This window comes from Rahnella sikkimica, from assembly GCF_002951615.1.
Taxonomy (GTDB): Bacteria; Pseudomonadota; Gammaproteobacteria; order Enterobacterales; family Enterobacteriaceae; genus Rahnella; species Rahnella sikkimica.
The window spans coordinates 2,825,272-2,848,318 of sequence record NZ_CP019062.1 but is presented as its reverse complement, the minus strand read 5'-3'; the positions used below and the strand labels follow the sequence as shown (position 1 = coordinate 2,848,318).

The following is a 23,047-nucleotide window of genomic DNA, read 5'->3' as shown; positions in this document are numbered from 1 at the left end:
AAGAATGGGCGTGCTTTAAAAGGGAACGCGGTGCATGACGCACCGCGTGGGACCCGGACTTAGCCAGCCATCTGCTTTTCGCGGATTTCAGCCAGAGTCTTACAGTCGATACACAAGTCAGCGGTCGGACGTGCTTCAAGACGGCGGATGCCAATCTCAACGCCACAGGAATCGCAATAACCGAAATCCTCGTCTTCCACTTTTTTCAGTGTTTTTTCAATCTTTTTGATCAGCTTACGTTCACGGTCACGGTTACGCAGTTCGAGGCTGAATTCTTCTTCCTGAGCGGCACGGTCAACCGGATCAGGGAAGTTTGCAGCTTCATCCTGCATGTGTGTAACGGTACGATCTACTTCATCCCTGAGCTGATTGCGCCATGCTTCAAGAATCTTTTTGAAGTGAGCCAGCTGAGCGTCGTTCATGTACTCTTCGCCCGGCTTCTCTTGATACGGCTGCACCCCAGCGATAGCGAGAATGCTCAAGGACGACGTCTTACGGGTTTGGCCTTCTTGCATGATGCTTCTCCTACATAACACGCACTATGTTCATCCACCTTAGCGTTTACAGATTTTCTGCAAATGACAGGCTTCGAACATTTCGATCCCCAACGGGGGAAAAAATCAGGCCGCTATAAATAACAGAAGGCAACGAGGTTGGCAATTATTCCTGACAGGTGCTTGACAAGCCTGTGAGGAAACGCGTATTCGCGACCTGTATTTATGCCGCCGACGGCTAATAACAGGGTTATCCGAACTGGGTTTATCCGTTTAGCGATTTCGTGACCAGCGGTAATCGTTCTGTGAGGCGGATACCCTCAGCAGAAAGTGCGGCACCGTAGCACATCACTTCTACACCTTTTTTCTGAACCTGCGTCAGCAATTCTGTGTAACGGGGATCAATATGGTGTGCAGCGGACACGCTTTCAATGCCTGAATGTAAAACAGCGAAGAAAAGTACCGCTCGCTGCCCCTGTTCTGCCATCGACTGTAACTCGCGCAAATGCTTCTGGCCGCGCAGTGTGACTGCATCCGGGAAGAATCCCTGACCGGCGTGCAGCAACGTGACAGATTTCACTTCAATATAGCAGTCAGGTTGATTTTCTGCCTGTAACATCAAGTCTATACGGCTATTTTCGGTGCCGTATTTTACTTCCGCCGATAAATTACTGTAACCGGATAATTCCGGTATGCGCTGTGCCTCGATAGCTTCGCGCACCAGCTGATTTGCCCGCAGCGTATTCACGCAAATCCAGTGATGTTGCTGCGTTTCGGTCAGTTCCCAGCTGTGGGCATATTTACGTTTGGCGTTATCCGACGTGGAATACCAGACGGTATCGCCCGGCGTGGCGCAGCCGGTCATTGCGCCGGTGTTGGCGCAGTGCAGCGTGAGTTCCCGGCCATCGGGGGTGATCACATCAGCGAGAAAACGTTTGTAACGTTTTATCAGGGTCGCGGGTTGAAGCGCTGGCTCGAAATGCATGAGAGTTTCCGTATAAAAGAGGTTCAGGTGGCCGGAATGTCAGCCAGAGGCCAGCTTTGCAGGCAGCGGTAACGGGTGCGCCCGCGTTCATAAGTGGATTCGTACAGACTGAAATCTTCTGCTTCCAGTTGCCAGTCAGGCGTGGCGGGCGGAATGGCGACCGGGCGCGTGGCACTGCGGTAGAGCGATACATGCGGATGAAACGGCAGCGTACTTTGGTGGCAGCCGTTGCGGGCGGCGTGAGAGCGCAGCACGGAAGCCAGTTGCAGCAGCGCATTGGGCGCGCGCTTCGTACCAATCCACACTACGCCGGAACCCGGCCAGTGCCCGATATCGTCCAGACACAGGCTGAATTTCTGCGCCTGAATGCGTCCGGCGATGCGGGTCAGCGCGCCGGCTTTGAGTTCACTGATTTCGCCCAGAAACGCCAGCGTAATGTGCAGGTTCGCCGCCGTGACGGGGCGGCCGGTGTCTTGCGGAAAATGTTCGGCACGCCATTTGATGACCTGCTTTTGTAACTTTGCAGGTAACGATAAAGCGAAAAACAGGCGGCGCTCGACAGACATATTCATTCCTGGTTGAAAAAATCACGACATACCGGATCTGGCGCTAAATGCTACAATGCCCGCCGTTTAAAGTTAACTCTCATGGAGAATTCATTGTCTTCTTTGCCGGTCAGCGCCGTCCTTGAACCGCTTTTAGCCGCCCTTAAGCAGGCACCGCAAGTGTTATTGCTCGCGCCGACTGGTGCCGGTAAATCGACCTGGTTGCCGTTGCAGCTGCTCAAACAAGGCAATCTGCCGGGGAAAATCCTGTTGCTGGAACCGCGTCGTCTGGCGGCAAAAAATGTCGCTTTCCGTCTGGCGCAGCAGCTGGGCGAAACGCCGGGGCAAACCGTCGGTTACCGTATGCGCGCCGAAAGCAAAACCAGTGCGGCGACGCGGCTTGAAGTCGTGACCGAAGGCATTCTCACCCGCATGGTGCAGGCGGATCCTGAACTGACAGGTGTTTCGCTGGTGATCCTCGATGAATTCCATGAGCGCAGTTTGCAGGCCGATCTGGCGCTGGCGTTGCTGCTCGACGTACAAAATGCGCTGCGCGATGATCTTAAATTACTGATCATGTCCGCGACGCTGGATAATCTGCGTTTATCGCCGCTGCTGCCTGATGCGCCGGTGATCGTCTCCGAAGGCCGCAGTTTTCCGGTTGACCGGCAATATCTTTCCCTCGCCACCCACGAACGGCTGGACGAAGGCGTGGCCCGCATGGTCAGCCGCCTGATGAGTGAAAACCCCGGTTCGATGCTGCTGTTTTTACCCGGTGTTTCTGAAATTACCCGCGTGCAAAATCTGCTGTCGGGCAAGGTGGCAGACGATGTCGATCTCTGCCCGCTGTACGGCGCGCTTTCTTTAGAGCAGCAGCAAAAAGCCATTCAGCCGTCACCTGCCGGACGTCGCAAAATCGTGCTGGCAACCAATATTGCGGAAACCAGTCTGACCATCGAAGGCATCCGGCTGGTGGTCGACAGCGGTCTGGAACGCAGCGCGCAGTTTGACCCGCGCAGCGGCCTGACGCGGCTGATCACTCAGCGCATCAGTCAGGCGTCCATGACCCAGCGCGCAGGCCGTGCAGGGCGTCTTGAGCCCGGAGTGTGCTGGCATCTGTTCAGCAAAGAGCAGGCGGAACGCGCCAGTGCGCAGGCCGAAGCAGAAATCCTGCAAAGCGATCTGAGCAGTTTCTGGCTGGAGCTGTTGCAGTGGGGTTGTCAGGATCCGGCGCAGCTTCAGTGGCTGGATATGCCGCCCACGGCGGCGTTGTCGGCGGCAAAACACCTTTTGCATCAGCTTGGCGCAACCGACGCGCACGGCAAAATTACCGCCGCCGGACAGCGCATGGCGCAACTCGGCTGTGAGCCCAGGCTGGCGGCGATGTTGATTTCTGCGGCGCAGCAAAGCCCGGACGCGCTGGCAACGGCGGCGCTGCTGGCGGCCATGCTCGAAGAGCCGCCGCGCGGCGGATTGCCGGATATTGATTACTGGTTCAGCCGTCCGCAGGGCAACTGGCAGCGGCGTGCAAAACAGCTGGCGCAGCGCACCGGCGGGAAAAGCGGTGATGCCGATGCGTCACTCGCGCCGTGGCTGCTGGCGCGCGCATTCAGCGACCGTATCGCCCAGCGACGCGGTGAAGATGGCCGTTATCTGCTGGCGAACGGGCTGGGCGCGTCTTTACCGCAGGACGACGGATTAACCCGCGCGCCGTGGCTGGTGGCGCCGCAATTATTGCAGGGCAACAACAGCCCGGACGCCCGCATTTTGCTGGCGATTTCGCTGGATATAACCCAATTGCCTGCGCGGCTGCCGGACGTGGTGAAAGAGCAGGCGGCGGTCGAATGGGATGAGGGAAAAGGTACGCTGCGCGCGTGGCGACGCTGGCAAATCGGGCGTCTGGTGCTGAAAGCCAGTCCGCTGGCGAAGCCGGAAGATGCCGAGCTGCAACAGGCATTGATCGACTGGATCCGCACGCAGGGTTTACAGGCGCTCACCTGGTCTGTCGCGGCGGAACAGCTGCGCCTGCGCCTGACCTGTGCGGCAAAATGGCTGCCGGAAGCCAGCTGGCCAGCGATGGACGACGAGACGTTACTCGACGGGCTGGAAAGCTGGTTACAGCCTTCTTTACAGGGCGTGCGTTCGTTAAAATCGCTGCAACAGGTTGATTTGCATGATGCCTTATTAAGGCTTTGTGACTGGCAGCAGCGTCAGCGTCTGGACGCCGCTTTACCGACGCATTACACCGTCCCGACTGGCAGTCGCCTGCCGATCCGCTATCATGCAGACCAGCCACCGGCGCTTTCGGTGCGGATGCAGGAAATGTTTGGCGAGGAACGCAGCCCGGTAGTGGCCGAAGGGCGTGTAAACGTGGTGCTGGAATTACTGTCTCCGGCGCAACGGCCCTTGCAAATCACCGCCGATCTGGCGGCGTTCTGGCAGGGCTCGTACCGTGAAGTGCAGAAAGAAATGAAAGGGCGCTACCCGAAACATCCCTGGCCGGATAATCCGGCGGAGGCCGCGCCGACACGGCGAACCAAGAAGTATTCCGCGCAATAAGCGTGGCGACGAAATTGTTGAGGAAAGTGCGCTTTTTTTCAGACCTTTCTTCTGGAAGTTAACCAAAGCGGGGCACAGAGTAAGCGCCTTGCTGCCCGCGTTGCGGGATATAAAAAGTATCCGTTTGAATCGACTATGAAAATGACTCCGCTCAACAGAATCATTATGCAGAATAACTTTATGACGAACACAGCAGTATGTGGGGAGAATGACTGATGTCTGGCGATGATCGCGAGCCAATAGGCCGTAAAGGTAAACCCGCCGGGCGCAAGCCTGAGCGGACTCGTCCGGTTCGCCACAGCCGTCGGGATGACGACTACGACGAATACGAAGAAGAGGAACTCGATGACGAGTATGAGGATGACGATGATTACGAAGAAGAACGGGGATCGCGCATGAGCCGCAAAGCACCGCCGCGTAAAGCGAAAAAAGGCGGCAAGAAGAGCCTGAAACGCCGTATTTTCTGGCTGCTGGTCAAGCTGTTCATCGTTTTTGCCATTCTGCTCGGTATTTACGCGGTCTATCTGAACCGTGAAATCCACAGCCGCATCGACGGCGGTAAAGTCTGGCAGTTACCGGCGGCCGTTTATGGTCGTCAGGTGAACCTTGAGCCGGATATGGCCATCAGCAAAGCCGAAATGGTCGGATTGCTGGAAGGCACGCAGTATCGCGAAGTGACGCGTATTACCCGTCCGGGTGAATTTACGGTTCGCGCGAACACGATTGATTTGCTGCGCCGTCCGTTTGATTTCCCGGAAGGCAAAGAAGGGCAGGTCAATGCCCGTCTGGTCTTTGACGGCAACAGCCTGTCAGAAATAAAAAACCTGGATAATCAGCGTGATTTCGGGCTGTTCCGCCTGGATCCGCGTCTGATCACCATGTTGCAGGCCTCCAATGCCAACGGCGAACAACGTCTGTTCGTGCAACGTTCCGGTTTCCCGGATTTGCTGGTCGATACCTTGCTGGCAACCGAAGACCGCCACTTCTACGAGCACGACGGGATTAACTTCTACTCCATCGGCCGTGCGGTGTTGGCGAACCTGACAGCCGGTCACGCGGTGCAGGGCGGTTCGACGCTGACCCAGCAGTTAGTCAAAAACCTGTTCCTGACCAACGAACGCTCGCTGAGCCGTAAGGCGCGTGAAGCGGTGATGGCGGTGCTGCTTGACGCCGATTACAGCAAAGATCGCATTCTTGAGCTGTACCTGAACGAAGTATATCTCGGTCAGAGCGGATCCGATCAGATCCGCGGTTTCCCGCTGGCGAGCCTGTACTACTTTGGCCGTCCGGTGAACGAACTGAGCCTCGATCAGCAGGCATTGCTGGTCGGTATGGTGAAAGGCGCGTCGCTGTACAACCCGTGGCGTAACCCGACAATGGCGCTGCAGCGTCGTAATCTGGTGCTGCGTTTGCTGGTCGATCAGAAAGTTATCGATCAGGAACTGTATGACATGCTGAGCGCGCGTCCGCTGGGCGTGCAGCCAAAAGGCGGGGTGATTTCGCCGCAGCCTGCGTTCATGCAGATGGTGCGTCAGGACTTGCAGGCCAAGCTCGGCGACAAAGTGCAGGACATGTCCGGGGTGAAAATTTTCACCACGCTGGATCCGATTTCTCAGGATGCGGCGGAAAAAGCAGTGGAAGAAGGCATTCCGTTACTGCGTAAGAAAAGCGGCCTGAATGACATCGAAACCGCGATGGTAGTGGTTGACCGTTATACCGGCGAAGTGCGGGCGATGGTCGGCGGTGCGGATACGCAGTTTGCCGGTTTCAACCGCGCCATGCAGGCTCGCCGTCAGGTCGGTTCTCTGGCGAAACCGGCGACCTATCTGACTGCGCTGTCGCAGCCGGATAAATACCGTCTGAACACCATTCTTGCCGACCAGCCGCTGAACCTGAAACTGGCGAACGGCCAGATCTGGTCACCGAAAAACGATGACCATCAGTTCCGTGGTCAGGTTCTGCTGGTAGATGCACTGGCGCGTTCCATGAACGTCCCGACGGTTAACCTCGGTATGGCAGTCGGCCTCGACAACATCACCAAAACGCTGATTGATTTGGGGATCCCGAAAGAATCCCTGAACCAGACGCCGTCGATGTTACTCGGTGCGATTGCGCTGACGCCGATGGAAGTGGCGCAGGAATACCAGACCATTGCCAGCGGCGGTAACAAAGCGCCACTGTCGGCGGTGCGTTCGGTGATTGCGGAAGACGGCACCGTCTTGTACCAGAGCTTCCCGCAGGCAGTACGTGTGATCCCTTCTCAGGCCGCCTATCTGACATTGTACGCCATGCAGCAGGTGGTGCAGGAAGGGACATCGCGCGCGCTGGCGAACAAATTCCCGAAACTGCATCTGGCCGCGAAAACCGGGACCTCGAACGAACTGCGTGACAGCTGGTTTGCCGGGATCGACGGCAATCAGGTGGCGATCACCTGGGTTGGCCGCGATAACAACGGTCCGTCTAAGCTGTGGGGTTCTACCGGTGCGCTGGTGCTGTATGGCCGCTATCTGGAAAACGGCACGCCTCAGCCGCTGGATCTGCAAATGCCGGAAGGTATCAGCACGATGAATATCGACGGCGCGGGTAACTTTGTGTGCGGCGGTGGCGGCATGTTGGGCGGGGGCGCGGCGCGTTCCATTCCGGTGTGGACGGATTCACCGGAGGCCATGTGCCAGGCTTCTGCATCTGCCGTTCAGCAGCAACAACAACAGGTTCAGCAGCAACAGCAACAACAACAGCCTCAGGGACAGCAGCAACAGCAACCTCAGGCGCAGGACGACAAGAACAAGAAAGACAGCAACGGTGTTGCAGGCTGGATCAAGGATATGTTCGGTTCCGGCCAGTAACAAATTGTTGATTTCAGAAACATTTAAGGGCGCGATGCGAATCGCGCCCTTTTTAATTGTTATCCCTGACTCAAATTTACCCGTCGCGATTTACATTCCCGCCAGGTCTTTCACAACTCATTCCGTATAATTCATAAGCGTTTTTACCCATGTTTAACATGGGGATACTTTTTATTCATTCAGCCAATCTATGCGTCAAATAGGCTTGCAGAGCCCCGCGCAATGCGCATATTATGCGACGGTCATAATAATAATTATCGTTTACATTCCCATTATCACTCCAGAGATAACGCAATGGCTTCTCAATGCACGCTTTCAAACTCAGTCCAAAAAGGCGCATTTAAGCGCCGGACGCTCGCGTTAACCATCACCGCCGTTCTGAGCTCCACCGCGTTTTACGCAGGTGCAGCAACCACAGCAACCGCGAAAGAAGATACGATCAACGTCACCAGTTCAGCGTCTGCGCAAGCCGTCCAGGAATCAGCATGGGGCCCTGCGGCGACCATCGCGGCAAAACACAGTGCGACCGGGACTAAAACCGATACGCCACTGGTGAAAACCCCGCAGTCTATTTCCGTGGTGACCCGCGAAGAGATGGACATGAAACAGCCGGCTTCCGTGAAAGAAGCGCTGGGATATACGCCGGGCGTCTTCGCCAGCCGTGGCAGTTCATCCACGTATGACGCGATTGCGATCCGTGGTTTCACTTCCGTAAACACCAACCAGTATCTCGACGGCATCAAACTTCAGGGTGATAACTATTCTGAAGTGTCGATGGATCCGTACATGCTTGAGCGCGTTGAAGTGCTGCGCGGCCCGTCTTCTGTCCTGTACGGAAAAAGTAATCCGGGCGGCGTCGTCAGCATGGTCAGCAAACGTCCAACGACTGAACCGCTCAAAGAAGTGCAGTTCAAAATGGGTACCGATAACCTGTTCCAGACGGGCTTTGATTTCAGCGATGCCATCGATGATGCCGGCGTCTATTCCTATCGCCTGACGGGCGTGGCGCGTAGCCAGGACAGCCAGCAGGAAATGTCCAAAGAAAAACGTTACAGCATCGCGCCATCTTTCACCTGGCGTCCTGACGATAAAACGAATTTCACCTTCCTGAGCAACTTCCAGAACGATCCGGATGCCGGTTTCTATGGCTGGTTGCCGCGTGAAGGTACCGTTGTGCCGTATTACGATGCCAACGGGAAAGCGCATAAGCTTTCAACCGACTTCAACGAAGGCGAGCAAAGCAACAAGATGTCCCGTAACCAGAAAATGGTCGGTTACAGCTTCGAACACGGCTTTAACGATACGTGGACCGTTCGCCAGAACCTGCGTTACACCAAGCTGGATACTGAGTACAAAAGCGTTTACGGCACCGGATACGTCTCTAACGGCGTGATGAGCCGCGCGTATGTTCAGTCAAAAGAGAAACTGGCTAACTTCGATGTGGATACTCAGGCGCAGGCTAAATTTGCTACCGCCGATGTCGATCACACCCTGCTGATGGGCGTGGATTACATGCGTATGCGTAATGACATTGATGCCGATTACGGCAGCGCCAGCAATCTGAACATGAGCAACCCGCAGTACGGCAACAGCAATGTCTCGCTGTACTTCCCGTATGAAGTCCTGAATCGTCAGGAACAAACCGGGCTGTACGCGCAGGATCAGGCGGAATGGAACCAGTGGATCCTGACCCTCGGCGGCCGTTACGACTTCGCGAAAACCTCAACGCTTACCCGTTCGAGCAATACGACGGCGGAGATCAATGACGAACAGTTTACGTGGCGCGGTGGTCTGAACTACCTGTTTGATAACGGGATTTCACCTTACTTCAGCTACAGCGAGTCCTTCGAGCCGACTGCCGGTGCCAGCAAACAAGGCCAGCCGTTCGATCCTTCGATGGGCAAGCAGTATGAAGCCGGGATCAAATACATCCCGAACGATCGTCCGATCAGCCTGACGGCGGCGGTTTATCAGCTGACCAAAGACAAAAACCTGACAGCGGATCCGACGGACAGCGCATTCAGCGTGCAGTCTGGTGAAATTCGTTCACGGGGTGTTGAGCTTGAAGCGAAGGCTGCGGTCACCGCGAACATCAACATGACGGCGTCTTACACCTACACGGATGCGAAATACACGCACGACACCGCGTATGAAGGCAAACGTCCTGCTGAAGTGCCTGCCAATATGGCGTCACTGTGGGCCGATTACACCTTCCACGAAACGGCGCTCAGCGGGCTGACTGTCGGTTCTGGTGTGCGTTACTTCGGTTCAAGCTCCAGCTTCTACACGACAACGGATAAAAATAACCAGACCTTCAACGTGGCCGGTTATACGCTGGTTGACGCTACCGTGAAATACGATCTGGCCCGCTTCGGTATGCCGGGTTCCTCCGTGGGCGTGAACGTCAATAACCTGCTGGATCGTGAGTACGTGGCAAGCTGCTACCGCGATTACGCCTGTTACTGGGGTTCAGATCGTCAGGTTGTCGCCACTGCAACCTTCCGTTTCTAAAAGTTTTAAGCCGTTAAATCCGGGCACGCTGGTCGTGCCCGTTTCCTATTTACTTCCAGACGTCACGTAGAAAATCCTATGCCTGATAACAACGTACACCCGTCTTCATCGCTGCCTGACAGCGTCTTTCGCCTGCAAGATGTCAGCTTTTCAGTGCCGGGGCGAACGTTGCTCGCGCCGCTGTCGCTGACCTTCCCGCAAAGGAAAGTGTGCGGGCTGATTGGCCATAACGGCTCCGGGAAATCAACGTTGTTAAAAATGCTGGGACGACATCAACCGGCGACGTCCGGGACGATTTACCTGAATGAAACGCCGCTGGCCCGGTGGGACAGCAAAGCGTTTGCGCGCCAGGTGGCGTATCTGCCGCAGCAACTTCCGGCTGCAGAAGGCATGACGGTGCAGGAACTGGTGGCGATTGGCCGCTATCCGTGGCACGGCGCGCTGGGGCGTTTCAAACATCAGGACAAAGAAAAAGTCGAAGAAGCGATTGCGCTGGTGGGCCTGAAACCGTTCGCCCGGCGTCTGGTCGACAGCCTCTCCGGCGGCGAACGTCAGCGGGCGTGGCTGGCGATGATGGTCGCACAGGACAGCCGCTGCCTGCTGCTCGACGAACCGACGTCCGCGCTGGATATCGCGCATCAGAAAGATGTGCTGGCGCTGATCCAGCGTCTTAGCCGCGAGAAAGGCCTGACCGTGATCGCGGTATTGCATGATCTGAATATGGCAGCGCGGTATTGCGATGAGCTGATGGCATTGCGCGGCGGCGAGATGATCGTGCAGGGCGCGCCAGAAGCCATGATGCGCGGTGACGTTCTTGAACAAATTTACGGTATTCCGATGGGCATTCTTCCGCATCCAGCGGGCGGTGCGCCGGTGAGCTTCGTTTACTGATATGTCTGATATTCAACGTTACTCAGGGCTGACGCGCCGCCGGATTTTGCAGATGATGGCGCTGTCGCCGTTACTGACTTCTCTGCCCGCGCTGTCAGCCTCACGCCCCGATCTGGGCCGTATTGTTACCCTCGAATGGCTGCCGACCGAGCTGCTGATTGCGCTCGGCGTGATGCCGCTGGCGATTGCCGATATCCCCAATTACAACCTGTGGGTGGCGGAACCGCCGCTGGCACCCGGTGTCATCGATGTCGGCCAGCGCACCGAGCCTAACATGGAGCTTATCCAGCAGTTGAAACCTTCATTATTGCTGATAACCGAAGGTTATGGTCCGGACATTAAACAGCTGGAAACCATCGCGCCGGTGTTAGGCGTAAAAGCCAATGACGGCAGCGCGAAGCCGATGCAACTGGCGGTCAAATCGTTGCATAAACTGGCGGATACGCTCGGTTTGCAGGATCGCGCCGAACAGCATTTGCAGGTTTATAACGACACGATCGCGAAAACGCGTGAGCTGATGAAACCGTTAGCGCAACAGCCTGTTCTGCTGATGACCTTTATCGACCCGCGCCACGTTCTGGTGTTTGGTCAGGGCAGCATGTTCCATGAAATCATGGGCGATGTCGGGCTGACTAATGCGTGGGGCGGCGAAGGCAGCTTCTGGGGCAGCGTGTCAGTGGGCGTTGAGCGCCTGACCCGCATTAAAAATGCCCGCGTGCTGTGTTTTGATCACGGCAGCGCCGACATCATGGACGCGGTCGCCAAAACGCCGCTGTGGAAATCAATGACTTTCGTGCGTGCCAATCAGTTCAGCGTTGTCCCCGCCGTCTGGTTCTACGGCGCGACGTTCAGCGCCATGCATTTCTGTAAAATCCTGAACAGCACACTGGGGAAACCGGTATGAACCGCCGCTCACTCAGCGTTTCGCTGATCCTTCTTTTGGTTCTGGCGCTGGCGGCCGGGGCACTCAGCATCTACAACCTGCATCAGCAATTGCCTTATCAACGCTGGCGCGGTGCGCTCTGGCAGCCGGACATCAACGATGTTCAGCAGATGCTTTTCCATTACAGCTCACTGCCGCGCATTGTCGTCGCGCTGCTGGCCGGTGCCGGTCTGGGGCTGGTCGGTTTGCTGTTCCAGCAGGTCTTACGCAACCCGTTAGCCGAACCGGCGACGCTGGGTGTTTCGGCGGGCGCGCAGCTCGGTCTGACGATCGCCACGCTCTGGGCGCTGCCGGGCGGCATGATCACGCAACAATTTGCCGCGATGACTGGCGCGGTCGTCATCGGCGGACTGGTGTTCGGGATCGCCTGGGGCAAACGCATGTCGCCGGTGACGCTGATCCTCGCCGGTCTGGTGCTCGGCCTGTATTGCGGCGCGGTGAATGGCCTGATCGGGATCTTCAACTATCAGGGCCTGCAAAGCCTGTATATGTGGAGCAGCGGTTCGCTGACGCAGCAGGACTGGGACGTCGCGACGTTTTTACTGCCGCGCGTGATTATCGTCTGGCTGCTGGCGTTTCTGTTGCAGCGCCCGATGACGTTGCTCGGGCTGGATGACGGCGTCGCGAAAAACCTCGGTTTAGGCTTATCGGCAGCGCGTCTGGCGGTGCTGACGCTGGCGATTCTGATGAGTGCGCAACTGGTTAATGCGGTCGGGATTATCGGTTTTATCGGCCTGTTTGCGCCGCTTCTGGCGAAAATGCTCGGCGCACGTCGCCTGAGCGCGCGTCTGGTGATGGCTCCGCTGATTGGCGCACTGCTGCTGTGGTTCACCGATCAGGTGATGCAATACGTGGCGCAAATCTGGATGGAAATTTCGACCGGTGCCGCGACCGCGTTGGTCGGTGCGCCGCTGCTGCTGTGGTTGCTGCCGCGTCTGCGTAACAGCATGACGCCGCCGCCGATGAATCAGGGCGATAATGTGCCGGATGAACGTCATCATCTGGTGCGCTGGGTGGGGCTGGCTTTACTGGTATTAATGGCCGGTCTGGTGGTGGCGCTGATGGCCGGACGCAATGCGACAGGCTGGAACTGGGCGACGGGCGCAGATTTGCAGGCGTTGCTGCCGTGGCGTTTACCGCGTGTACTGGCGGCGCTGGCGGCAGGGATTATGCTGGCGTCTTCCGGCGTGCTGATCCAGAAACTGACCGGTAACGCGATGGCGAGCCCGGAAGTGCTGGGGATCAGCTCCGGTGCGGCGACCGGCGTTGTGGTGATGATGTTTATTGTGCCCGGCGATGCGTTTGTGTGGCTGCTGCCTGCGGGCAGTGCCGGTGCGGCGTTAACGTTGCTGGTGATTATGGTCGCCTCCGGCCTGCGCAGTTTCTCCGCAGAACGGATGTTGCTGACAGGTATTGCGCTGAGTACCGCTTTCACCACGCTGATGACGCTGCTGCTGGCCAGCGGTGATCCGCGTATGGGGGGGTTGCTGACCTGGCTTTCCGGTTCGACCTATTCGGTGACCGCACCGATGGCGTGGCGCACACTGGCGCTGGCTGCCGTGCTGATGGTCATCGTGCCGTTCTGTCGCCGCTGGATAAATATCTTGCCGCTCGGCAACGTAACGGCGAAATCGGTCGGGCTGGCGCTGACGCTAACGCGTATGGCGATCCTGCTGCTGGCCGCCGTGATGACGGCGGCCGCAACGCTGACCGTCGGGCCGCTGAGTTTTGTCGGGCTGATGGCACCGCACATGGCACGCATGATGGGATTCCGCCGCGCCGTTCCGCAGTGGATGGTGGCGAGTATTCTCGGCGGTCTGCTGATGGTCTTCGCCGACTGGTGTGGTCGTATGGTGATCTTCCCGAACCAGATCCCTGCCGGTTTGCTCGCGACCTTTATCGGCGCGCCGTACTTTATCTATCTGCTGAGAAAGCAGGCGAGTTAACGTGTTTTGCCAATAGAAAAGGGGCCAGATGGCCCCTTTTCGCTTACTGCCGGATAACGGCTTAAAGCTTAGCGAAACAACGGCGTGCGGCGTCGATGGTGCGCTGGATGTCTTCCGGCGTGTGGGCCAGAGACATAAAGCCCGCTTCGAACGCGGAAGGTGCCAGATAAATACCTTCTTCCAGCATCATGTGGAAGAATTTCTTGAAACGCTCAACGTCGCATTTCATCACGTCCTGATAGCCGGTCACGGTTTTGGCATCGGTGAAGAACAGGCCAAACATGCCGCCGACGTGGTTCACCACAAACGGAATATTCTCTGCTTCTGCGGCCTTCAGTAAGCCCTCTGCCAGTTGCGTTGTGCGTTCGGTCAGGGTCTGATGAACGCCCGGCTGTGCCACCTGCGTCAGACAGGCAATACCGGCGGCCATCGCAATCGGGTTACCGGAAAGCGTGCCCGCCTGATACACCGGGCCTGTCGGTGCAAGCGCTTCCATCACGTCACGGCGGCCACCAAATGCGCCCACCGGCATACCGCCGCCGATGATTTTGCCCAGACAGGTCAGGTCAGGCGTCACGTCGTAATAATCCTGAGCACCGCCCAGCGCGACGCGGAAGCCGGTCATCACTTCGTCGATAATCAGCAGCGCGCCGAACTCGTCGCAAATCGCACGCAGGCCCGGAAGGAATTCCGGCAATGGCGGCACGCAGTTCATGTTGCCCGCCACCGGCTCAACGATGATACAGGCGATATCGTCCGGGTACTGTTCAAACGCCGCGCGGACAGAATCCAGATCGTTGTAAGTGCAGGTCAGGGTGTGTTTGGCGAAATCAGCAGGCACGCCCGGTGAGTTCGGCTGGCCGAGCGTCAGTGCGCCGGAACCGGCTTTCACCAGCAGGCAGTCGGCGTGGCCGTGGTAGCAACCTTCGAATTTGACGATTTTATCGCGATGCGTGAAACCGCGTGCCAGACGAATGGCGCTCATGGTCGCTTCGGTACCGGAGTTCACCATGCGAACCATGTCCATGCTTGGCACCAGTTCGGTGACCAGTTCGGCCATTCTGACTTCCATTTCGGTCGGTGCGCCAAAGCTCAGACCGCGTTGCGCCGCTTCGATGACCGCGTTGCGGATCTCCGCATTGTTGTGGCCGAGCACCATCGGGCCCCACGAGCCAACATAGTCGATATAAGCTTTGCCATCGGCATCAAACAGGAACGCGCCGTCTGCGCGCGAAATGAATAAGGGGACGCCGCCGACGCCGGAGAAGGCACGTACCGGCGAGTTAACACCGCCCGGAATTAGCGCTTGCGCCTGCGTGAACAGACTTTCTGACTTACTCATTATTCGGCTCCTGAATTGCTGGGTTCTGTATGTAATAGGGATGTTGATGAGCCCATTCTAGTGAACTGAGCGGCGTTATCAAACCGCAAACCGTGCGGCATATTGTTGCAGATCCTGTCAGGCAGGCATTTTGTATGATTAAATCCATCAATATTTCCTAACTTTTTCCGAATCACCTTGCCCGCCATGAATGAATCAGAGACTGAAATGTCAGAACGTCCGCCTTTGCGCGGACCCCGTAAACGCAGCGAAATTCTGCGTATTTTCCTGCGCCGCGATAAAACGCCGGTGACGATTTTGATGGTCGCGGCGGTGGTCGGCACCGTCGCCGGATTGCTCGGGGTGGCATTTGAAAAAGCGGTGAACGGGGTGATGCACCTGCGTCTTTCCGGGCTGGGTTTTTTCAGTGATTACGCGATCCTGCTGTGGCCGCTAACTTTCGTGGTTTCCGCCGCGCTGGCGATGTCTGGCTATTACCTTGTGCGGCGTTTTGCCCCGGAAGCGGGGGGGTCCGGCATTCCTGAAATTGAAGGCGCGCTGGAGGAGTTAAGGCCGGTTCGCTGGTGGCGCGTTATTCCGGTGAAATTTTTTGGCGGGATGGGCACACTCGGCGCGGGGATGGTGCTGGGCAGGGAAGGGCCGACCGTGCAGATGGGCGCAAACGTCGGGAAAATGATGGTGGATATTTTCCGGCTGCGCAGCGCCGAAGCGCGCCATTCTTTGCTGGCAACCGGCGCGGCGGCGGGGCTTTCGGCGGCCTTTAACGCTCCGCTGGCGGGGATCCTGTTTATTCTTGAAGAGATGCGCCTGCAATTTCGCTACAGCCTGATTTCCATTAAAGCGGTGTTTATCGGCGTGATTATGTCGAGCATTGTCTTCCGCATTTTCAACGGCGACGGCGCGGTGATTGAAGTCGGGAAACTGGCGAGCGCACCGCTCAATACGCTGTGGCTTTATCTGGTGTTAGGTATGGTGTTTGGCGTGGTGGGCGTCAGTTTTAATGCGCTGATCTTCCGCACGCAGGATATGTTCGCGCGCATTCACGGCGGCAATCTCAGGAAAATCCTGATTATCGGCGGCGTCCTGGGCGGCTTCTGCGGGCTGATCGGGATAGTTCAACCGGAAGCCGCAGGAGGCGGTTTCGCGCTGATCCCGCTGGCGGCAGCGGGTAAATACAGCCTGCTGATGCTGCTGTTTATCTTTGTTGTGCGCGTGGCGACTACGCTGTTGTGCTTTGCCTCCGGCGCGCCGGGCGGGATTTTCGCGCCGATGTTAGCGCTCGGCACTTTGCTGGGAACGGCGTTTGGCACCGCCGCGCTGTATTTTTTCCCGCAATACGGTATTCAGCCCGCGACCTTTGCGATTGCCGGAATGGGCGCATTATTTGCCGGTAGCGTGCGTGCGCCGCTCACCGGAATTGTGCTGGTGCTGGAAATGACCGATAACTATCAGCTCATTTTACCGATGATTATTACCTGCCTCGGTGCAACGCTGCTGGCGCAGTTTTTGGGTGGCAAACCCTTGTATTCGGCCATTCTGACCCGCACCCTGCAACGGCAGGAACGTGAAAATGCCGAAAAAGCGGAAGCCGAATCTGAGACTAAAGGCACCATTAGTCAGGACAGCGCGACCAAAACACCCCATACTTGAAGCATTAATTCAGGTATAAGATAATGAGTACATTATTCAGACAGTCAATCCGGCGGCCTGAACAAATGCGGATTGGGAGCGAGAGATTATGAGCGAAGCATTGTTGAATGAAACTGCTGCGTTGCCGTTACAGTTTACTGAGAACGCAGCGAAGAAGGTGAAGAACCTGATTTCTGACGAAGAAAACCCTAACCTGAAACTGCGTGTTTATATCACCGGTGGCGGTTGCAGTGGTTTCCAGTACGGTTTTACCTTTGATGACAAAATTAACGACGGCGACATGACCATTGAGAAATCAGGCGTGGCGCTGGTGGTCGATCCGATGAGCCTGCAATATCTGGTGGGCGGCTCCGTGGATTACACCGAAGGTCTGGAAGGGTCACGTTTTGTGGTGACGAATCCAAACGCGAAAACGACATGTGGTTGCGGCTCTTCTTTCAGTATCTGATTACCCTTCATCCTTCAAGCCGCCTCTGCGTTGGCTGCCTTTACTCACCCCGGTCACTTACTGATGTAAGCTCCCGGGGATTCGTTCAGTTGCCGCCTTGATGCAACATGAATGATTTTGGGTATACAAGGACTGAACAAAAAAAAGCCCGTTTGCTGATGCAGACGGGCTTTTTTAATGGTTGATGGCGGACGCTGAGGTAAGTAAGCATTCACATGCAACTCACCATTCCACCGTCACCAGCCTGGAGTCGGTGCGGATGCCCGGAACGGAAGCGAGCGTCATTTCACTGATGTGCGGTTGCATCATCGTGCGGCTGGCGCAGGTAACCGACGTGCCGGAGTGCGCTACATCGACTTTGCAGGTCGGTAAAATGGTCAGGCTGATATGTATATCGCCACTGGTCATGCCCGCGACCGCGACCAGCGGGCTCAATGCCAGCAGCACGCTGAGTAAGAGTACTTTCATTAATATTTTTTCCTGCTGGTGTAGTCACAATAAATATCAGCCAGGGGCTGAGAAGGTTATCGGTAATGTTCTCGTGGCCTTTAATCCAAATTTCTTATGATTTGGATGCCAGTCATGCTTTGTAGTGAAGTTATTTTTAACGTTCAGACGTGACTTTTATTATTTCGTTTGTACAACAAAGAGATAACGTTAAAGCGGGGAAAGTGCACGAACCGGATAAGTTTACGTCAGGCATGTTACCAGATGACAGCGCAGTATTCTTGATTTTGGTTAATAAAAGAACAATTCAGAGAAGTGCGATAACGCACCGGTTGCGGCCGTAAGACGTTTTGTTAGTAAGCATTCACCTTTAAGGCAAGGCAGCCAGCTGAGGGCACAGCTGTTGTGCAGCAAGCAAAATACGCGGGCCCGCGCGGCTGAACCAGTCCGGTTCAAGGGCAATAACCTGCGCCGTGAGCAGGGAATGCCAGTAGCCTTCAATGATCGCTTTTTGCGATTTTTCCCCCGAGATTACAATAACCTGTGGCTGACGGCTTAAAACCTGCTCCCGGCTGACCTGAGGCCACGGAACACGGCTGTCGGCGAAAATGTTTTTCCCGCCACAGACTTCCAGCACTTCACTTTGCATTGTCGCGGATGAGGCAGTAAAAAGCGGCTGAGTGCCGAACTGGATAAACGCCGGAACGGGTTTTTCACGGTGATATTTCTGCTTAAGTGCCTGCCATTGCTCACGAAAATCATGGGCTGCCTGCTGAGCTTTTGCAGGATCCGGGCTGTAGGCCGCCAGCTGTTCCAGCGCCTTTGCGACATCTTGTGCATTCTGCGGATCGAGATAAATAACGTGGATGCCCAGAGACCTCAGCTGATCAAGCGGACGCTGCGGGTTTCCGCCGCGCCAGGCGAGCACCAGATCGGGTTTCAGCGTCACAATGCGCTCGACATTTATCCCCTGCCAGTTCGCGACCTGCTCAAGCTTACTGGCCTGGGGTGGGAAGTCGGAGTAAGCACTAACTCCGACCAGCTGATCGCCCATGCCCGCAGCAAACGCCAGTTCTGTCAGATTAGGCGCGAGGCTGATCACCCGCTGCGCCGGTGCCGGTGCCGCCGCCAGAGGCAACGACAGGCCCGCCAGCAAAAGACTCGTCAGCAAAAGACAGAACCGGCGCATGATCACGCTTCGGAAGCGGCCAGCGCTTTCAGCATGGCATCGACCATCAGCGTGGATTGCTGTGCTGCAACCACCAGGAACTCTTCGAAGCTCAGGTGAGATTCGGTGTCCGCGACGTCAGAAATGGCGCGCACGACCACGAAAGGTGTGTCGAACAGATGGCAAACATGGCCGACTGCGGCAGCTTCCATTTCCACGGCAGCGACGTTCGGGAAGGTGGCACGGATGCGGACCAGAGGCGCTGCACCGTTGATGAAGGCATCGCCGCTGCAAATCAGGCCGCGCACGGCGTTCAAATCCAGCTCGCGGATACAGGTTTCAGCCAGCTCGACCAAAAACGGAGCCGCCACGAAAGCCGCCGGACAACCCGCCATCTGACCCGGTTCATAACCAAATGCGGTCACATCCGCGTCGTGGTATCGAACTTCGTCAGAAACCACGATATCGCCCACTTTCAGCGTTTTTGCCAGACCACCGGCGGAACCGGTATTGATCACCACATCCGGGCGGCAATGTTCCAGCAGCAGCGTCGTACCCATCGCCGCAGACACTTTACCGATACCTGATTTCAGCAGCGCGACGTCCACACCGTTCAGCTGACCGGTATAGATTTCACAGCCAGCGCGTTCGATCGTCTGACGGTTGATGATTTTGTCGCGCAGCAGGGTCACTTCCTGCTCCATTGCGCCAATAATGCCTACTTTCATATGAATACTCGCAGATTGGGGTGAAATGAACCGCAGCAGGTGCGGAATTGACGGTTTAATAACGAAAAGAATGCGCGATAGTCTATCATGGCTAAAGGGAAGAGATAATGCGTTTGGGATGCAGGTTTTGTAACGCAAAACATGCATCGGCCGGGCGCGTGAGTGGCTGAAAAGGTGGAAATCATGTCCGGGATCGATTTTAAAGCGAAATTCAATTTTCAGCGCCCGTTTAGCGCCCCGATAGAAGTGCGGGATGCGTATGACGTCGTCCGTCAGTTTGAGAGCGACCGGGGGCGTATTATCAACTCCGCCGCGATCCGCCGCCTGCAACAAAAAACACAAGTTTTCCCGCTGGAGAAAAACGCCGCCGTCCGCAGCCGCCTGACACATTCCCTCGAAGTTCAGCAGGTGGGCCGCCACATTGCTAAAGAAATTCTGCATCGCCTGCGCCGTCAGGGAAAACTCGAGGCTTACGGGCTGGACGATGTGACCGATCCTTTCGAAAGCGTGGTCGAAATGGCCTGCCTGATGCACGACATCGGCAATCCGCCGTTCGGGCATTTCGGCGAATCAGCGATTAACAACTGGTTCAAAAAGCGCATGGATATCGAAAGCTGTGGCGAAACGCCGCCGGCAACCGATTCCTGCCTGGTGGCCTGTTTGCGCCTGACGCCGGATGAGGCGCAGCTGAATCAGCTGCGCCGTAAAATCCGTTATGATCTCAGTAATTTTGAAGGTAACGCGCAGGCGATTCGTCTGGTGTTTACGTTGCTCAAACTTAACCTGACCTACAGCCAGACGGCGTGCATCCTGAAATATACCCGTCCGGCCTACTCAATGACCCGCCTGCCTTCGCACGATTATCTGATGAAAAAGCCCGGTTTTTATCTGGCCGAAGAAGCGTTCATCAAAGACCTGCGCAGTGAGCTCGGGCTGGGGGAGTTCAACCGTTTCCCGCTGACCTACATTATGGAAGCGGCAGACGATATTTCTTACTGCATCGCCGATCTGGAAGATGCGGTCGAGAAAAACATTTTCAGTGTCGAAGAACTCTATAAATATCTGATGCGTGAATGGGGCGACATCGGGAAAAACGACATCTTCGATAAAGTGGTTCGCACCGCGTATGAAAAAATGGATAAAGCGAAGACATTCCGTAATCCGGTGGATTATTTCTTTATGGAACTTCGCGTTCAGACGGTTAAACAGCTGGTGCCCCACGCCGCGCGCAGATTCATTGATAATATAGAAGATGTTTATCAGGGCACCTTTAATCACGCGCTGCTCGAAGATGACAGCCAGGCCAACCGGTTGTTAGAAATTTATAAGTCGGTGGCGTTTAAACAGGTATTCAACCACCCTGAAGTCGAGGAACTGGAATTACAGGGTTACCGGGTGATCAGCGGGTTGCTGGATATTTACAGCCCGTTGCTGGATATGCCCTTGTCTGATTTTAGTCAGCTGGCTGAGGAAGACACGCACCGGGAATATCCTATAGAAACCCGTCTGTTGCATAAGATTTCTGCCAAACACCGGCTGGCCTATAACAATGCCGTCGTGGCGCTCGAAGGCGCAGGTGTTTCGGAATTTTCTGCGCAGGAATTCTATTACCGGGCGAGAATGATTCAGGACTATATCAGCGGCATGACAGATCTGTATGCGTACGATGAATACCGCCGTCTGATGGCGGCTGAATAATTTGTTTTAAAAAGACAGATTTAAACGTCTTTAATTTTCTTTACGGAACTGTCTGAAAAGCAGCCGTTTGTAAATAATGACAATACTTTTTTACCATTGTCAGTGTGACGTTGATGAACTTCACGCTATTAATACTCTCTCAGTATCACGACTACCAAGCAACGCGACTATTTTGGTTGCCACAATAATTTTAAGAGATCCTGAAAAATGAAAAAATCGACTTTATTCCTCAGCGCTTTAGCGTTAAGTATTGGTATGGCACTTGCCCCGGTTTCATCTGCTCTGGCGGCCGAAACCGCTTCCTCCAGCACCACACAGCTTCCAAGCCTTGCGCCGATGCTGGAAAAAGTGATGCCATCCGTGGTGAGTGTAAACGTTGAAGGCAGCGCGTCGGTGAAAACACCGCGCATGGGCCAGCAGTTCCAGCAGTTCTTTGGTCAGAACTCTCCGCTGTGCCAGGACGGTTCGCCGTTCCAGGGCTCCCCGGTTTGTCAGGGCGGCGGTCAGGACGGACAGCCTGCACCTGAACAGAAAGAAGATTTCCGCGCGCTGGGTTCCGGTGTGATTATCGATGCGGATAAAGGTTATGTTGTGACCAACAACCACGTTGTTGATAACGCGACAAAAATCAGCGTACAGCTGAACGATGGCCGTAAGTTCGATGCGAAAGTGATCGGTAAAGATCCACGTTCTGACATTGCAGTGATTCAGCTGCAAAATGCGAAAAACCTGACCGCGATTAAAATGGCCGATTCCGAGCAACTGCGCGTGGGTGATTACACCGTGGCGATCGGTAACCCGTATGGTTTAGGTGAAACCGTCACTTCCGGTATCGTGTCTGCGCTGGGTCGTTCCGGCCTGAACATCGAAAACTATGAAAACTTCATCCAGACGGATGCGGCGATCAACCGCGGTAATTCCGGCGGCGCGCTGGTGAACCTGAACGGTGAACTGATTGGCCTGAACACGGCGATCCTGGCACCGGACGGCGGCAACATCGGTATCGGTTTTGCGATCCCAAGTAACATGGTGAAAAACCTGTCCAAACAGATGATCGAGTACGGCGAAGTAAAACGTGGCGAACTGGGCATCATGGGTACCGAACTGAATTCCGAGCTGGCAAAAGCGATGAAAGTTGACGCACAGCGCGGCGCATTCATCAGCCAGGTTATGCCGAAGTCTGCCGCAGAAAAAGCGGGCATTAAAGCCGGTGACGTTATCCTGAGCATGAACGGCAAGCCAATCAGCAGCTTCGCATCGTTCCGTGCGGACATCGGCACCATGCCAATTGGCACCAAAGTGACGCTGGGCCTGCTGCGTGACGGCAAACCGGTGAACGTTGACGTGACCATTGAGCAAAGCACGCAGACGCCTAAAGTCGAATCCGGCAACATTTATACCGGTATCGAAGGGGCTGACCTGAGTAACAACACCGCGGCCAATCAGAAAGGCGTGAAAGTTGATGATGTCAAACCGGGTTCAAAAGCCGCGCGTATTGGCCTGAAAAAAGGCGACGTGATCCTGGGCGTGAACCAGCAGAAAATCGCCAACTTAGGCGAACTGCGTAAAGTTCTGGATACCAAGCCGTCCGTACTGGCGCTGGATATTCAGCGTGGTGACTCTTCAATCTACCTGCTGGCGCAATAATCCACAGGCAGTTCTGCAAGGCACGCTTCGGCGTGCCTTTTTTTATGCCTTTTACGCCCAATCCCCGCCTGAATATTCTTGTGCATTTGCTTGAAAATGTGACCTTACACGCAACTTCAATAGGTGCTTTCGCTCTTTGGGCATTTGCATAATGTGCAGGGGTAAGCCGCTGAGTATGCTGTTCTGACAACGATAAAAC

At 55.7% G+C, this 23,047-nt stretch carries 17 protein-coding genes; 10 read left to right on the top strand and 7 right to left on the bottom strand.

The features are described from left to right. Positions 1 to 59 precede the first annotated feature (59 nt). From dksA to thpR, 3 genes are all read right to left on the bottom strand, one after another. Complete coding sequence (dksA, locus tag BV494_RS13200; RefSeq protein WP_095924702.1) at positions 60 to 515, bottom strand: RNA polymerase-binding protein DksA; 456 nt, start codon at positions 513 to 515, stop codon at positions 60 to 62. Positions 516 to 759: 244 nt separating this feature from the next. Then, positions 760 to 1,479 carry a DNA/RNA nuclease SfsA gene (gene sfsA / locus BV494_RS13190; RefSeq protein ID WP_104923287.1) on the bottom strand — a complete coding sequence of 240 codons (720 nt, stop codon included), beginning with the start codon at positions 1,477 to 1,479 and terminating at the stop codon, positions 760 to 762. 23 nt (positions 1,480 to 1,502) lie between these two features. Further along, positions 1,503 to 2,045, bottom strand: coding sequence for an RNA 2',3'-cyclic phosphodiesterase (gene thpR / locus BV494_RS13185; protein WP_104923286.1), 543 nt, complete (start codon positions 2,043 to 2,045; stop codon positions 1,503 to 1,505). Between the two features lie 81 nt (positions 2,046 to 2,126). On the opposite strand from thpR, the gene hrpB reads away from it, so the two are divergent. The 6 genes from hrpB (at position 2,127) to fhuB (ending at position 13,720) form a co-directional block, all read left to right on the top strand. Further along, a complete protein-coding gene (hrpB, locus tag BV494_RS13180; RefSeq protein WP_439958362.1) occupies positions 2,127 to 4,583 on the top strand; it encodes an ATP-dependent helicase HrpB in 2,457 nt (818 codons plus the stop codon). A 215-nt stretch (positions 4,584 to 4,798) separates the two neighbouring features. Continuing rightward, positions 4,799 to 7,429, top strand: coding sequence for a bifunctional glycosyl transferase/transpeptidase (gene mrcB / locus BV494_RS13175; protein ID WP_104923284.1), 2,631 nt, complete (start codon positions 4,799 to 4,801; stop codon positions 7,427 to 7,429). 294 nt (positions 7,430 to 7,723) lie between these two features. Continuing rightward, complete coding sequence (fhuA, locus tag BV494_RS13170; protein ID WP_104923283.1) at positions 7,724 to 9,940, top strand: ferrichrome porin FhuA; 2,217 nt, start codon at positions 7,724 to 7,726, stop codon at positions 9,938 to 9,940. Positions 9,941 to 10,018: 78 nt separating this feature from the next. After that, on the top strand, positions 10,019 to 10,831 hold the full coding sequence (gene fhuC / locus BV494_RS13165) for a Fe3+-hydroxamate ABC transporter ATP-binding protein FhuC (protein WP_104923282.1): 813 nt from the start codon (positions 10,019 to 10,021) through the stop codon (positions 10,829 to 10,831). A gap of 1 nt (position 10,832) precedes the next feature. Beyond that, positions 10,833 to 11,735, top strand: coding sequence for a Fe(3+)-hydroxamate ABC transporter substrate-binding protein FhuD (gene fhuD, locus BV494_RS13160; protein WP_104923281.1), 903 nt, complete (start codon positions 10,833 to 10,835; stop codon positions 11,733 to 11,735). Further along, positions 11,732 to 13,720, top strand: coding sequence for a Fe(3+)-hydroxamate ABC transporter permease FhuB (gene fhuB, locus BV494_RS13155; RefSeq protein WP_104923280.1), 1,989 nt, complete (start codon positions 11,732 to 11,734; stop codon positions 13,718 to 13,720). The genes fhuD and fhuB overlap by 4 nt, the downstream gene beginning before the upstream one ends. A gap of 61 nt (positions 13,721 to 13,781) precedes the next feature. On the opposite strand, the gene hemL is transcribed toward fhuB, so the two are convergent. Further along, complete coding sequence (hemL, locus tag BV494_RS13150; RefSeq protein WP_104923279.1) at positions 13,782 to 15,062, bottom strand: glutamate-1-semialdehyde 2,1-aminomutase; 1,281 nt, start codon at positions 15,060 to 15,062, stop codon at positions 13,782 to 13,784. Positions 15,063 to 15,248: 186 nt separating this feature from the next. On the opposite strand from hemL, the gene clcA reads away from it, so the two are divergent. Both clcA and erpA read left to right on the top strand, forming a co-directional pair. After that, the gene (clcA, locus tag BV494_RS13145; protein ID WP_104923278.1) at positions 15,249 to 16,712 is read left to right on the top strand and encodes a H(+)/Cl(-) exchange transporter ClcA; all 1,464 of its coding nucleotides are present in this window, start codon (positions 15,249 to 15,251) and stop codon (positions 16,710 to 16,712) included. Positions 16,713 to 16,800: 88 nt separating this feature from the next. Beyond that, a complete protein-coding gene (gene erpA, locus BV494_RS13140; protein WP_369825840.1) occupies positions 16,801 to 17,160 on the top strand; it encodes an iron-sulfur cluster insertion protein ErpA in 360 nt (119 codons plus the stop codon). Positions 17,161 to 17,382: 222 nt separating this feature from the next. Here erpA and BV494_RS13135 read toward each other — a convergent pair whose 3' ends face one another. The 3 genes from BV494_RS13135 to mtnN all read right to left on the bottom strand — a co-directional run bounded on the left by BV494_RS13135 (position 17,383) and on the right by mtnN (position 19,503). Continuing rightward, a complete protein-coding gene (locus BV494_RS13135; RefSeq protein ID WP_104923277.1) occupies positions 17,383 to 17,628 on the bottom strand; it encodes a hypothetical protein in 246 nt (81 codons plus the stop codon). 349 nt (positions 17,629 to 17,977) lie between these two features. Further along, positions 17,978 to 18,796 carry a vitamin B12 ABC transporter substrate-binding protein BtuF gene (gene btuF, locus BV494_RS13130; protein ID WP_192938009.1) on the bottom strand — a complete coding sequence of 273 codons (819 nt, stop codon included), beginning with the start codon at positions 18,794 to 18,796 and terminating at the stop codon, positions 17,978 to 17,980. A 2-nt stretch (positions 18,797 to 18,798) separates the two neighbouring features. Next, complete coding sequence (gene mtnN, locus BV494_RS13125; RefSeq protein ID WP_104923276.1) at positions 18,799 to 19,503, bottom strand: 5'-methylthioadenosine/S-adenosylhomocysteine nucleosidase; 705 nt, start codon at positions 19,501 to 19,503, stop codon at positions 18,799 to 18,801. Between the two features lie 183 nt (positions 19,504 to 19,686). On the opposite strand from mtnN, the gene dgt reads away from it, so the two are divergent. Both dgt and degP read left to right on the top strand, forming a co-directional pair. Next, on the top strand, positions 19,687 to 21,201 hold the full coding sequence (gene dgt, locus BV494_RS13120; RefSeq protein WP_104923275.1) for a dGTPase: 1,515 nt from the start codon (positions 19,687 to 19,689) through the stop codon (positions 21,199 to 21,201). 207 nt (positions 21,202 to 21,408) lie between these two features. Continuing rightward, entirely contained in the window at positions 21,409 to 22,848 is a 1,440-nt protein-coding gene (gene degP, locus BV494_RS13115; RefSeq protein WP_104923274.1) for a serine endoprotease DegP, read from the top strand. Positions 22,849 to 23,047: the final 199 nt, after the last annotated feature.